Here is a 13,450-nt window from a genome sequence, read left to right as displayed (position 1 = left end):
GCGGGCGGCACAGGGGCATCGGAGTGGTATCCGTCCCTCCGGCCGTGGCCGCCGATGGCCTGCCCCGGCCCCGGCAGGGTGGGGAAGGTCACCGTGCCCGGGGGGTCACGGCGCCGCCTGCCCGCCCGTTTTCCCCTTTCACTTGGCGAAATCCACACTCCACGATCCGCCCTCCGCGCACCGCCCTCCGCGCTCAGAGAGCGGGACTGCCCGATACGACGGGGGCGGCCGCTCGGTCGCCGAAGGCCGTCCACGGCCGCCATCCGCCGCTCGGCCGGTCCTGGACGCGGGTGCGGATCCGGCCCTCGGCGGTGACGGCGAAGACGTGCGTGCGCCCGGTGGAATCGAGCGCGGTGGCCGGGGTGGCGGCGAGCCTGATGCCGGGCTCGCCGAACTCCCCGCCGGAATCCCAGCTTCCACCCGGGGTGGTCTGCCAGCGGTGGCCGAGCCGGGCGCCACCAGGCGTCAGGGAGAAGGCCTCCAGGCGGCCGTCGGCGTTGACGGCGAACGCCGGGGCGGCGGCGCTCCAGCCGAACAGGGGCAGCCAGTCGTCCCAGCCGCCGTTCGCCGCGGACTGCCGTCGGCCGAAGGTTCCCACGCCCGACGGTCCGATCGCGGCGACCGTGAGCCGGCCGCTCCCGTCCCGGGCCACCCGCGGTGCGGCGCCCGCCGCGGTGCCGAAGCGGTGCCATGCGGCGGTCCAGGCACCGCCCGGGGTCTCCTGCCACCGGTGGAAGATCCCGGAGCCGCCGGGCGAGAGGGCGAACACCTCCAGGCGGCCGTCCGCGTTCGCCGCGACCACCGGGGGCGCGCCCGCGGCCCCGCCGAAGCCGGGCTCCCACGGGTCCCAGGCCGGGGAACCGGGTGACCGCTGGCGTCGCCGGGCGACGGAGGCGCCGCCGGGGCTCAGAGCGAAGACCTCCAGCCTGCCGTCGGCGTTACGGGCGACGGCAGGGGCGGCGCCGGCCGGGCCTCCGAACTCCTCCCAGTCGTACCAGCCTCCGTCCGGCCGCTGCACCCGGTGGTGCAGGTTGGCTCCGCCCGGGGCGAGCGAGAACACCTCGAGCCTGCCGCCGGCGCCCTGGCCGAGGGTGGGAACGGCCCCGGTCGGACCTCCGAAGGGCTCCCACTCCGACCAGGCGTCGGTGTCCGGGGCGAGCTGGACGCGCCGCAGCATCGAGCGGTCGGAGGCGTCGAGCGCGAACACCGTGAGGCGGCCGCCGACGTCCAGGCCGGCCACCGGATTGTCCGCGCTCTGCCACGGCGGCGGGGTGTCCCGCCACTCCAGGGGCGCCACGTGCAGCCCGTAACGGAACCAGCCCGCGGCGCTGGCGTACCAGGTGTCCCCGTCCGCGAAGACCTCGACGGCGTGGCCGGACACATGGCCCGCGTAGCCGTCGAGGCCGAAGCGGTACGGGTCCCGGGACGCCAGCACGTCCGTGCCCTCGTAGCCGCCCCTCGGTCCCGTGAACAGGTAGTACCAGCCGTCCCGTTCGACCAGGTACGGCGACTCGGTGACCGAGACGGTCGCGTCCGTGGTCGCGTCGGTGAACGCGACGCCCGGCTCGCTCCAGTGCAGCAGATCGGCGGACCGCCGGAAGGCCACGACGTGGTGACCGCCCGCGCCGGAGAGCTCCGTGTAGTACATGACCCATTCGTCGCCGACCCGCAGCACCATGGGGTCGCGCGCCGCGAGTCCGCGGAAGAGCGGGCCGGACGGCTCGCGCGTCCAGGTGAACAGGTCGGGCGAGGTCGCGAGGTTGATCGCGGCGCCGCCCGTGCCGCCCGCTCCGCCCGCGGCGTAGAACATCCAGAACCTGCCGCCCGCGGCGACGACGTGGGGCGCCCACAGGTGTTCCTCGCCGAAGTAGGAGGGGTCGACGGTGAGCGCGTCGGCGTGCGTGGTCCACGGACCGTTCGGGCTCGGCGCGGAGGCGTGGACGAAGGAGGTCTCTCCCGTGCTGTCCGGGGATTCGCCGCGCGGAGCGCTGTCCCCGACGATGCTGAACAGGTGCCAGCGGCCCTGGGCCTTGATCAGGGTGTGGTCGTTGAGGTAGCGCGGGCCCGCGGGGGTGGACGGGTCGTAGACGTACGCGAAGGGGCCAGCGCCTACCCACCGGGCGGGCGGCACGGCATCGGCGGCGCGGTAGGCGCCGGCCGGGGCCGCGGCCGCGGTCCGGCCGGTGTCCAGGAACGGGAGCGCGCTTGCCCCGGCGGCGCCCCGCAGGAGGGTGCGTCTGCTGATCGCGGGCATGGGTCTCTCCAAGGAGGCCGCGTGGTCGGCCGTGCCCGAACGGGGGGCACGGCCGGCCACGGGGCGCGTGTGGGGCGGTCGGAGACCGGTCAGCCCTGGGTGGGGCCGGCGGTGGTGTTGAGCCAGGTCCATTCGGACCAGGTGGAGAAGCCGGTCTGCCATTTGTGGAAGGTGCCGGTGCGGTTGGTGCCGAAGACTTCCATCCGGCCGTCGGCGTTGGTGACCGCCGTGACCTCGGTGCCGCCGCCGCCGAAGGCGTTCCAGTCGCCGTACGCCCCGTTGACGGCGCGCTGCCAGGTGTGCATGGCCGTACTGCCGTTCATGGCGAAGACCTCGACCCGGCCGTCCGGTGTGCGTTCGCTGCTGAGTTGCGCGTCGGCGGGACCGCCGGTCCCCTCCCAGCCCGACCAACTGGCCGCGCTGGTCTGGTACTTGTGGAACACCCCGTTCGGGCCGGAGGCGAACACCTCCAGGCGGCCGTCGGCATTGTGGTCGACGGTGAGGTCGTGGCCGCCGCCTCCGAAGGCCTCCCACGTTGACCAGCCGCCGTTCGGGGCCGTCTGGTAGGCGTGCTGGAAGGAGTCGGCGCCCAGGGCGAACACCTCCAGGCGGCCGTCGGGCGACTTCTCCATCTCCACCCGGCTGTCGGCGGGGCCGCCACCGGTGGCCTCCCACTCCGACCACCCGCCGTTGGGGGCGAGTTGGTACCGGTGGAAGAGGCCGACGGGTCCGGAGGCGTAGACCTCGATGCGGCCGTCGGCGTTGACACCGGCCGCGGTGTCGCGGCCGCCACCGCCGAAGGTCTCCCAGTTCGACCAGCCACCGGAGGGAGAGAGCTGCCAGCGGTGCTGGAAGGTGCTGCCCGACAGGGCGAACATCTCCAGACGGCCGTCGGCACTTGGTGCGATCGCCAGCTCGGCGTTGCCCGGCCCGCCGAGCGGTTCCCAGGCCGACCAGTTGCCGTTCACCTCCTGCTGCCAGGCGTGGTGAACCCCGTCGGCGCCGGCGGCGAACACCTCCAGCCGTCCGTCCACCGACCGCGCCGACACCACGCGGCCCGACTCCGCGGGATACACCAGCGGCTTGGGCCGCGGCCCGCTGCCCGGGGTGCAGGGCAGGACGACGCCCCGCTCCGCCAGGTAGACCTCGGGGTCGATGCCGTAGGAGGCGGACTGATCACCCCAGATCCGGAGGTGGAGGTGGGGGCCGTCGACGTTGGTGCCCTCCGCGCCGACCAGGGCGATCTGCTGGCCGGCCACGACGTGGTCGCCCTCGAAGACGTCCCGCCTGGACATGTGCCCGTACTCCGAGATCCGCCCGTCGGGGTGCAGGATCCGGATCCACTGGCCGTAGTCGCCGACGTATCCGGAGATGGTCACCTCGCCGTCGCCCACCGCGTAGATCGGCGTCCCGACGTCGGCCCCGATGTCGACGCCGTTGTGTCCACTGTGGAAGTGCTGGGTCACGGGCCCGGTGGTCGGGCAGGCCGCGGTGAGCTCGGCGGTCCGTGCCTCGGCCGAACCCGTGGCGGCCAGCGCCGACAGCGCCGCAAGGAGTACGGCAGTCGCCGCGAGGACGCGGCTCAGGGGGCCGTTCACGCCTTGCGCAGCCGGTCGATGATGCCATTGATGTCGGCCTCCAGCAGTTCCCGGCGGACATAGTGGCCGCCGCCCACCTCGTGCTGCTCGTAGGGGATGCCCGCGCGGTCGAGGTTCCACTTGAACTCCCGCTGGGTGGCCAGCACCAGGGTCTCGTTGGCGTATCCCTGGATGTCCTCGGGGCTGGTGCCGGCGACCAGGAAGACCCGCTTGTTGCGGTAGCTCTCGATGCGCTCGCACGGGTTGTCCGCGCTGACCCGGGCCTGGTCCCAGAAGGGCACGCCATAGATGCTGCCGCCGTTCAGTTCCACCGCGGCGGAGGAGGCGTTGGCCCAGTGGGTCACCAGGTCACCGTTGCCACCGCGCAGGTTGGCCGGGCCGGAGTGGGCGCTGACCGAGGCGAAGTGGCCGTAGTACTTGGCCGCGTACTTCAGGGCGCCGAAGCCGCCCATGGAGAACCCGGAGACGGCGCGGCCGTCGTATTCGGCGTAGGTGCGGAAGTTCGCGTCGATCCACGGGATCAGCTGACCGATGTGGAAGTACTCCCAGTTCCGGGCACCGATGTTGGAGCTCACCGGGTTGGAGTACCAGCCGGCGCGCCCGCCGTCGGGCATCACGACGATGAGGTCCTTCCAGGCGGTCAGACCCCGGATGTCGTGGAACCGGTCGAAGGTGATGAAGTCCTCCAGGCCACCGTGGAGCAGGTAGAGGACGGGGTAGCGGCGCCCGCTGGTGTGGTAGCCGTCGGGGAGCAGCACGTTGACGGCCGGGGTCCAGCCGCCGATGGCGGAAGTCTGGAACCGGTAGTACCACATCCGGGGATCCTGCTCGCCGCGTTCCGTGATGTGCAGGCCGGGAATGTCACCGACGGCGGAAGCGGTCGACGCGGCGGCGAGGACTCCCGCGCCGCCCATGGCCATCGCGGCCGTGAGGCCACCGGCGGTCTTCAGGATGTTCCTGCGGCTGGGGTGCTGCGCGCTCACTGTGTCCTCCTGGTCGGGAGCCTGACGGTGCGTCCGGAAGGTAGCAACGGTGCCGGGGCCGGGAGACCCCGGAAGATTCCGGACTGACAGGGGCGGGCGCGTCGGCTAAGGGCTGTGGCGGGGGCTCGGGGAACTGCCGGAGCCGGCGTCGGCGTCATCGGGATTTCATCGCTCCTCCCTAGCGTGGCCGCGGTCAGACGAAGGCCCGGACCACAGGGGAAGGACGGCTCGATGGCGCTGAGGAGATTCAGAGCGAGGCTGCCGATGGTGGCCACGGCCTCGGTGGCGGCGGTGATGGTGAGCACGATGGCGGCCACCGGGGCGCCGGCTCCGGGACAGGCGCCCGACAAGCCGACCATCCGTTACACCGAGTACGGAATCCCGCACATCATCGCTTCCGACTGGGCGGGACTGGGCACGGGCTACGGATACGCCGCGGCGAAGGACAACATCTGCACCTTGGCCGACACCTATCTGATGGTCAACGCCCAGCGGTCCCGCTATCTGGGGCCGGACGGCAAGGCGAGCCCCGGCGAGCACCAGAACACCACCACCAATCTCAACAGCGACATCTACTTCCAACGGATGAACGACAACCGGGTGGTGGAGCGGCTGATCGACCTGCCCGCGCCCAACGGGCCGGAGCCGGAGGTCAAGGAGGCCATTCGCGGCTACGTCCAGGGGTACAACCGGTACCTGGCCGAGACGGGCGTGGACCACATCACCGACCCGGCCTGCCGCGGCAAGGCGTGGGTGCGGCCGATCACGGAGCTGGACGTCTACCGGCACGCGCACGCCGAGATCATCATGGGCACCGCCGACGTGCTGCTCGACGGCCTGGTGAACGCGGCTCCCCCGGGCGCTTCGGCCGCCGCCCCGGCCGCCGCACCGCCGCCCTCCTCGGCCGCGGAGACGGCGTCGAAGATCCGTGACGCGATGGCGGTCAGCCGGCAGCAGAGCATGGGCAGCAACGCGCTGGCGATCGGCTCGCAGGGCGTGTCCGGGGGCACGAGCATGCTGCTCGCGAACCCGCACTTCCCCTGGCAGGGCAAGAACCGGATGTGGCAGAGCCAGCTGACGATCCCGGGCAGGATCAACGTCTCCGGGGCCAGCCTGCTCGGCTTCCCCGCGGTGAACATCGGGCACAACGATGACGTCGCCTGGAGCCACACCGTCGCCACGGTGGCCCCCTTCGGGCTCTTCGACGTACAGGTCGATGCACTGCACCCGACCAACTACCTGGTCGACGGCGCCTGGGAGGCGATGACCTCGCAGCAGGTCGGCGTCGACGTGCTGAACGCGGACGGTTCCATCGGCAGGGTCAACAGGACCTTGTGGGCGACGCGTTACGGCCCGATCACCAATCAGGTACTGACCGTCCCGCTGCCCTGGGTGGTCAGCGCGCACGCGGTGCGCGACGCGAACATGGACAACTTGCGGGCGCTGAACACCTGGTTCCGCCTCGACCAGGCCAAGGACGTCGACGAGGTGGTGAACACCCTGGAGACCACGCAGGGCGTCCCCTTCTTCAACACCGTCGCCTCCGACCGCAAGGGCAATGCCCTGTACGCGGACATCCAGGCCACCCCGAACATCACGGACGAGCACGCCCAGTCGTGCCTGACCCTGACCGGCCAGGCGCTGTTCAACCAGGTGCTGCGGCTGCCGAACGTGCCGCCGGTCTCCATCTTCGACGGCAAACGCAGCGCGTGCGACTGGCCCACCGATCCGAACGCGGTCGCACCGGGGCTGCTGGACCCGCACAGGCAGCCGCGGCTGATCCGCAAGGACTTCGTCGGCAACGCCAATGACAGCGCCTGGCTGGCCAATCCCGAGCAACCGCTTTCCTTCCCCCGGGTGATGGGCGACACGACGGCGCCCCGGTCGCTGCGCACCCAGGAGTTGATCCTGACCGCGCAGAAGCGGATCAACGGCACCGACGGCCTGCCCGGCCGGGGGTTCACGCCGGAGAACATGCGGCAGCTGCTGTTTGCCGACAACAGCCGGGCCGCCGATCTGGCCCTCGACGCCACGGTGACGATGTGCCGGGCCCAGCCCTTCGGGCTCATCCTGGTGGACGGCCAGCTGGTCAACGTGAGCGAGGCCTGCCCGATCCTGGCCGGATGGAAGAGCCACGACTTCACGGCGGACAGCCGGGGGTCCTGGCTGTTCGAGAACTACTGGTACGCCCTGCTCGGCGGCCAGTCGGTGGAGAAGCTGCCGTGGCGGATCCCCTTCGACCCCAACGACCCGGTGCACACCCCCAACTCGCTTGACTCCGGAAGCTCCGCCGTCCGCGACGCGTTCGGCCGGACGGTCATCGCCTTCCGCAATGCGGGGATTCCGCTGAACGCGGCGTTGTCGGACGTACAGAAGATCACGCGCAACGGCGAGCAGATCCCGATCCACGGGGCGATCCACGAGCTGGGCGTGCTGAACGTGGTCACCCCCGGCTCGGTCGACGGCAAGATGGACATCACCTTCGGCTCCAGCTTCGTCCAGCAGGTGCGCTTCACCGCCGACGGGCCGCCGCAGGCCTCCTCCGTACTGGCCTACTCCCAGTCGGCCAACCCGAATTCACCGCACTACGCCGACCAGACCAAGTTGTTCTCGGCCGGCCAGTGGGTGACCGAGCGGTTCACCGAGGAGCAGATCGCGGCCTCGCCGGCCTTGGAGGTCGAGGTCCTGAACTGAGACCGGTCTCCCGATCGGTCTCGCACCCGCACGACGACAGAACTCACGAGGGAGCACGCTGTGACGAGGACATCGAGTCGGTGGCGAATGGTGGTAGCCCTGATGGCCGCCGTGGTGGGAATGACGCTGCCGGCGGGTACGGCACAGGCCGCCGAAGGCACCGAACCGCCGAGGATGACGGACGGGTTCGGCCTGACCCAGGTCGACACGACGGTGGGCGGTCCCACCAACTTCTACATCACCGTGACCACACCCGAGGTCTCGGGCAAGCACCACATCAAGATCATCCTGCCGAGCGGTTACTACGACGACCCGGCCAGGCGCTACCCAGTGCTGTACTTCCTGCACGGTTCGCCCGACGACCCGATCCAGCAGAACTACGCGGCGCTGACCACCTCGAACGAGATGATCACCGTCATCCCGGACGGGGGCGCCCGGGGCTGGTACGCCAACTGGCTCAACCAGAGGACCGCGGCCGGTGCCCAGAACTGGGAGAACTTCCACCTCAAGCAGGTGATTCCGTTCATCGACGCGAACCTGCGGACCATCGCCGCCAAGAAGGCCAGGGCCGTCGCCGGTGTCTCCATGGGCGGGTTCGGGGCCCTGCACTACGCCCAGGTCCGCCCCGACCTGTTCAGCCAGACCGCCTCCCTGTCGGGTGACATCGACCTGTCGGTCCGGTCCATGGACCTGCGGATGGCCGTCGTCGCCTCCCTCGTCGGCTACTCCCCCGGCGTGGACAGTGACGCTGCGTTCGGCTCGCCCTACCCGGTGTTCAACGCCGACTGGAGGTTCAACGAGGTGGACCCCGCGGCGCACATGGACAAGCTCGCGGGAGTCGGGGTCTCCATCTACGTCGGCAACGGACGCGGAGACGTCACCGACCTGGAGTTCTGGGTGGAGAGCGCGTCCAAGCACGTCAAGGACAGCATGGACGCCCTGCGCATGCCCTACTACTACGTCGACTACGGCGACGGCGGCGGCTGGGGCACCAACTGCAACGGCGGCCACAACGCCTGGTGCTGGGAAGCGGACCTCCAGGACCTGATTCCGCGGCTGGAACGGTCCTTCGCCTCCTGACCGCGCGGAGCCGGGCCGCCCCGATCCGGTGGCGGCCCGGTCACCCCGGTGGCGCGGTCACCACAGAGACCCGGTCACCTCGGCGCCGTGGTGAGGCCGAGGCCCGCTTCGTCCCCGCGCAGGACCAACTGGCGCGTCCGCTGCAGCAGCCGGCCCGGAGGAACGCCGAGTTCCTCGGACAGCCGGCGGCGGGCCCGGTCGAACACGGTCAGCGCGTCGGCCCGGCGGCCGCTGCGGTACAGCGCCCGCATCAGCATCGCGGCCACCGGCTCGTGCAGGGGGTGGGCCGCGGACAGGGCGAACAGTTCGGCGACCGCTTCGGAGTGCTGCCCCAGCCGCAGCTGCCACTCCAGCTTCCGCTGCGCGATGGTGATCCTGCGCTCGGTGAGCCGCAACCGCTCCAGCTCGGCGAGCGGCCCGGGCAGGCCCGCCAGGGGCTCCCCGCGGAACAGGTCCAGCGCCTGCGAGCACAGCCGGACCGCCTCCGCCGGTTCTCCCGCCCGGTCGGCCGTCGCGATGTCGGTGACCAGCTGCTCCATGCGGGACACGTCCACGTCGACCAGGCCGGAGACCAGCCGGTAGCCGCACCGGTCGTGCTCGATCACCGCGTCGGGGCGGCCGTCCCCGGTGCGCAGGGTCTTGCGCAGCCGGTAGATGTACACCGGCACCACGTTCGTGACCGGCGAGTTGGCCCCCCATACTCCGTCGAGCAGTTCCTGCTGACCGACGGTGCGGCCCGCGCACAGCGCGAGTGCCGCCAGTACGGCTTGCTGGCGCAGATGCCCCAGCTTCAGCGGCCGCCCGTCCTGCCATGCCTGCAGCGGTCCGAGCAGGGAGATCTGCATCGTCGGGCCGGCATCCCGGCGGGTGGGGGCCCGCGGCGCCGGGTTCGTCGCCTCCGTACGCGGGCCGCGGCCGGCGACGACCAGGCCGCTGTCGAAGGCGTGGACGATGGCGGCGGCCCGGTCGCGCAGCCCGAGTTTCACGAGGACCCGCGCGAGGTGTCCCGCGACGGCGTCCTCCGAAAGGGCGAGGGCGACGGCTATCTCGTCGTCCCGCAGGCCGCAGCCGACCGCGTGGAGCACCTCGCGCTCCTGGTGCCCGAGCCCGGTGGCGATCGGTCGGCAGATGGTGGCGGTCGTCGGCATCGCTGCTCCCCCGGGCTCCGGGCTGATCGGTTCGGTCGGTCGGTTCCGCAGGTCTGGCGGAAGCCGTCGACAAAGTAGGGGGGAGAGCGCCGGGCCAGGCATCCGGAACGATCCGGAGTGACAGACGCGAAGCCCTCGACGTCCCTGGACACTGCGCCGCCGCCGCGGCGTGGGACCGATGGCCCATCTTCCCTGCCAGCCAAGGGGGTTGCCGATTCCATCGGCATTTCATCGGTGCGCCCTACTGTCGGCCGCCGACGACGGGAGAGGTTCCGGTGACGACTTTAAGATCATGGTGCGGCAGAGTGCTCCTGCTGCTGATAGCCGGCGCGGCCGCCGTCGCCGCGACCGCGCCCACTGCCGCGATGGCGGCCGTCTCGTCCGACCGCGGCGGCCCGATCACCCGTAGCGAGGTGATCTGGCGGGCCCAGTACTGGATGGACCAGCATCCCCCGTACAACCAGCAGGGTTCCGCGCCCGACGCCGGCGGCGATTTCCGCTACCGCACCGACTGTTCCGGTTACGTCTCCATGGCGTGGCATCTGAACGCGAGCCCGAATACCCAAGGGCTGCCCGGCTATTCGCACGAGATCGCGCGGGACGAGTTGCGCGCGGGGGACATTCTCAATTCGTTCTACGACCACACCCTGATCTTCCACAAGTGGGAGGACGATCACGGCGGGTTCTCCTACTACAGCTTCGGCGGAGGTTCCAGCGGCGTAGAGCCTCCGGGGCACTTCCGCACGAACATCAACAACGCCACGATCGACGGTCACCCCAACGGCGACTACAAGGCACTCCGGTACGACAACATCGTCGAGGAGTCCGCGACGCGGCCGCACCCGTACGCCCCGGGCCGGGTCACCTCGGGGCGGTCCGCGGACGGGCGGCTCGAGGCCTTCGCCGCCGGAGCCGACGGCGTGTACCACTCCTGGCAGACCGCGGTGAACGGCGCCTGGTCGCAGTGGCGGTTCGAAGGCGGACCCCGCAACGCGCAACTCTCCGTAGCCGCCAACGCCGACGGACGACTCGAAGTCTTCGCCCTCTCCGACGCCACCTTCGACCACATGTGGCAGACCGGGGTCAACGGCTCCTGGTCCACCTGGGCCAACTTCGGCGGCGGCGGATACCGACTCGCCACCGGCAACAACGCCGACGGCCGCATCGAAGTCTTCGCCTCCAACACCAACGGAGTCTTCCACCGCTGGCAGACCGCACCCAGCGGCAACTGGGCCAACTGGGAAGGCACCGGCGGCGGTCCCGCGACCTCACGCCTCGCCCTCGAGACCGCACCCGACGGCCGACTCGAGGTATTCGCCCTCTCCGACACCACCTTCCAGCACCTCTACCAGACCGGGGTCAACGGCGGCTGGTCCACCTGGGAGAACTTCGGCGGCGGCGGACACGACCTCACCGTGAATCACAACACCGATGGACGGCTGGAGGTCTTCGCCTCCAACGCCAACGGTGTGTTCCACCGCTGGCAGACCAGCCTTTCCGCCTGGTCCGGCTGGGAGGGGATGAGCGGTCCGGTCAACTCCGAGCTGGCGTCGGACCGTTCGGCGGACGGCCGGGTCGAGGTGTTCGCGATCAACGGCAGTACCGCCGCCCACATCTGGCAGACCGATCCGAACGCCCCCTATTCGGCTTGGGAAACCTTCGGCGGTGGCGGCACGGAGATCACCGCCGGCCACAACGCCGACGGGCGCATCGAAGTCTTCGCGACGAGCAGCGCCGGTGTCTTCCACCGCTGGCAGACCGGTTTCTCCGCCTGGTCCGAATGGGGCTGGGTGGGCACTTCCGCAGGACCGGGCATCGCGTGAACTCCGCACATTTCACTTCACGACAGAGGGGCAGACAATGGCGATAACTGATTTACGCCGCGTGTTCACCAGACTGGCCTTCGTGGCCGGCACCTGGGCGTTGGCCGTCGGGATGACCGCCTCGGTCGCCGTCGCCGCACACGCGCCCGTTCCGCCTCCGGTTCCGGGCAAGGACCACTCCGGGGTCTCCCGGTATTTCAGCGGCCCGCAGGGCTTCGCCATTCCGACCGTGCCGTGTGATCCGGCCGGTCCGTCGGCCGCCGACGGCATCATGGCCGACCAGCTCAACCCGCAGTTGCACGCGAAGATGGCCGGCTACATGGACGCCTACAAGGTGTCCTGCGCGCGGATGGTCACGCAGGCGGTCAAGGACCGGGGCCTCAACCAGAGGGCCGCGGCCATCGCGATCGCCACGATCATCGTGGAGTCCAGCGTCAACAACTACGCCCAGGCCGTCGACTACACCAGCCTCGGGCTGTTCCAGCAGCAGGACTGGTGGGGCACCCGTGAGGAGCGGCTGAACCCGGCCCACGCCACCAACGCCTTCTTCGACGAGGTGGAACGGATGTATCCGGGCGGCTCGTGGAACAACGAGGCGATCGGCGAGGTGTGCTGGCACGTCCAGCGACCGCGCGAGGACCTGCGCGGCCTCTACGCCATCGAGGCGGACGACGCGGTGATCATGGCCAACGCGCTGTGGTCCGGTACGAGCAGCACCGGTCCCAAGCACCCCTACGGCGCCGGCCGTGTGGTGTCCGGGCGGTCCGCGGACGGTCGGCTCGAGGCCTTCGCCGCCGGCACCGACGGCGTCTACCACGCGTGGCAGACCGCGGTGAACGGTGCCTGGTCGCAGTGGCGGTTCGAAGGCGGACCCCGCAACGCGCAACTCTCCGTAGCCGCCAACGCCGACGGACGACTCGAAGTCTTCGCCCTCTCCGACAGCACCTTCGACCACATGTGGCAGACCGGGGTCAACGGCTCCTGGTCCACCTGGGCCAACTTCGGCGGCGGCGGATACCGACTCGCCACCGGCAACAACGCCGACGGCCGCATCGAAGTCTTCGCCTCCAACACCAACGGAGTCTTCCACCGCTGGCAGACCGCACCCAGCGGCAACTGGGCCAACTGGGAAGGCACCGGCGGCGGTCCCGCGACCTCACGCCTCGCCCTCGAGACCGCACCCGACGGCCGACTCGAGGTATTCGCCCTCTCCGACACCACCTTCCAGCACCTCTACCAGACCGGGGTCAACGGCGGCTGGTCCACCTGGGAGAACTTCGGCGGCGGCGGACACGACCTCACGGCCGGCTACAACCAGGACGGCAGGCTGGAGGTGTTCGCCTCCAACTCCACCGGTGTGTTCCACCGTTGGCAGACCAGCCCGACCTCGTGGTCGGAATGGGCGGGCATGGGAGGGATCTCCAACGCCGAGCTGACCCACTCGCGGTCGGCCGACGGCCGCGTCGAGGTGTTCGCGATCAACGCCACCGCCGCGAGCCACGCCTGGCAGACCCGCCCGAACGCGCCGTACTCGGAGTGGGAGACCTTCGGCGGCGGCGGCACCGAGATCGCCGCGGGCAACGACGCCGACGGGCGCATCGAGGTGTTCGCGACCAGCAGCGCCGGTGTCTACCACAAGTGGCAGACCGGCTTCGCCACTTGGTCGGACTGGGCCTGGCTGAACAATTCCGGACCGGCGATCAACTAGCCGCCCCTGCGGGGATCCGATCCACGGACGGGAGCTCCGAAGGGCGCCCGCCGCCGTCCCGCCGACCGCACCCGCGGCAGGCGCCGGACGCCGGCGGGCGTTCGGCGCTCCGCCACGGCCTCAAACATCGGTGCTCCGTGCCTCCTCCTCAGGTCCAAGACA

8 protein-coding genes are annotated in these 13,450 nt (G+C 70.8%); 4 read left to right on the top strand and 4 right to left on the bottom strand.

Annotated features, from left to right (window positions below):
• Positions 1-193: 193 nt before the first annotated feature.
• The 3 genes from ACZ7IF_RS26425 to ACZ7IF_RS26415 all read right to left on the bottom strand — a co-directional run bounded on the left by ACZ7IF_RS26425 (position 194) and on the right by ACZ7IF_RS26415 (position 4,835).
• Complete coding sequence (locus tag ACZ7IF_RS26425; RefSeq protein ID WP_470975923.1) at positions 194-2,254, bottom strand: DUF8189 domain-containing protein; 2,061 nt, start codon at positions 2,252-2,254, stop codon at positions 194-196.
• A gap of 89 nt (positions 2,255-2,343) precedes the next feature.
• A complete protein-coding gene (locus tag ACZ7IF_RS26420; protein ID WP_470975970.1) occupies positions 2,344-3,798 on the bottom strand; it encodes a DUF8189 domain-containing protein in 1,455 nt (484 codons plus the stop codon).
• Between the two features lie 50 nt (positions 3,799-3,848).
• Positions 3,849-4,835 carry an alpha/beta hydrolase-fold protein gene (locus tag ACZ7IF_RS26415; protein WP_362066656.1) on the bottom strand — a complete coding sequence of 329 codons (987 nt, stop codon included), beginning with the start codon at positions 4,833-4,835 and terminating at the stop codon, positions 3,849-3,851.
• Between the two features lie 231 nt (positions 4,836-5,066).
• On the opposite strand from ACZ7IF_RS26415, the gene ACZ7IF_RS26410 reads away from it, so the two are divergent.
• Together ACZ7IF_RS26410 and ACZ7IF_RS26405 are read left to right on the top strand one after the other, a co-directional pair.
• On the top strand, positions 5,067-7,529 hold the full coding sequence (locus tag ACZ7IF_RS26410) for a penicillin acylase family protein (RefSeq protein ID WP_470975920.1): 2,463 nt from the start codon (positions 5,067-5,069) through the stop codon (positions 7,527-7,529).
• Between the two features lie 87 nt (positions 7,530-7,616).
• On the top strand, positions 7,617-8,609 hold the full coding sequence (locus ACZ7IF_RS26405; protein WP_470975917.1) for an alpha/beta hydrolase: 993 nt from the start codon (positions 7,617-7,619) through the stop codon (positions 8,607-8,609).
• Between the two features lie 74 nt (positions 8,610-8,683).
• Here the strand turns inward: ACZ7IF_RS26405 and ACZ7IF_RS26400 are convergent, their stop codons facing one another.
• Positions 8,684-9,757 carry an AfsR/SARP family transcriptional regulator gene (locus tag ACZ7IF_RS26400; protein ID WP_470975914.1) on the bottom strand — a complete coding sequence of 358 codons (1,074 nt, stop codon included), beginning with the start codon at positions 9,755-9,757 and terminating at the stop codon, positions 8,684-8,686.
• A gap of 305 nt (positions 9,758-10,062) precedes the next feature.
• On the opposite strand from ACZ7IF_RS26400, the gene ACZ7IF_RS26395 reads away from it, so the two are divergent.
• Both ACZ7IF_RS26395 and ACZ7IF_RS26390 read left to right on the top strand, forming a co-directional pair.
• The gene (locus ACZ7IF_RS26395) at positions 10,063-11,580 is read left to right on the top strand and encodes a PLL family lectin (protein WP_470975911.1); all 1,518 of its coding nucleotides are present in this window, start codon (positions 10,063-10,065) and stop codon (positions 11,578-11,580) included.
• Positions 11,581-11,617: 37 nt separating this feature from the next.
• Positions 11,618-13,288 carry a PLL family lectin gene (locus ACZ7IF_RS26390; protein ID WP_470975908.1) on the top strand — a complete coding sequence of 557 codons (1,671 nt, stop codon included), beginning with the start codon at positions 11,618-11,620 and terminating at the stop codon, positions 13,286-13,288.
• The last annotated feature ends 162 nt before the right edge of the window (positions 13,289-13,450 follow it).

Source organism: Streptomyces sp. NPDC037421 (genome assembly GCF_055602105.1).
Note: the sequence above shows the minus strand (reverse complement) of the source record. Positions and strands in the feature narration are given on the sequence as shown.

What these genes read in the sequence shown, in the direction of transcription:
- ACZ7IF_RS26425 (WP_470975923.1), bottom strand. Translation starts at nt 2,254, where the DNA reads ATGCCCGCGATCAGCAGACGCACCCTCCTGCGGGGCGCCGCCGGGGCA.
- ACZ7IF_RS26410 (WP_470975920.1), top strand. Translation starts at nt 5,067, where the DNA reads ATGGCGCTGAGGAGATTCAGAGCGAGGCTGCCGATGGTGGCCACGGCC.
- ACZ7IF_RS26405 (WP_470975917.1), top strand. Translation starts at nt 7,617, where the DNA reads ATGGTGGTAGCCCTGATGGCCGCCGTGGTGGGAATGACGCTGCCGGCG.
- ACZ7IF_RS26400 (WP_470975914.1), bottom strand. Translation starts at nt 9,757, where the DNA reads ATGCCGACGACCGCCACCATCTGCCGACCGATCGCCACCGGGCTCGGG.
- ACZ7IF_RS26390 (WP_470975908.1), top strand. Translation starts at nt 11,618, where the DNA reads ATGGCGATAACTGATTTACGCCGCGTGTTCACCAGACTGGCCTTCGTG.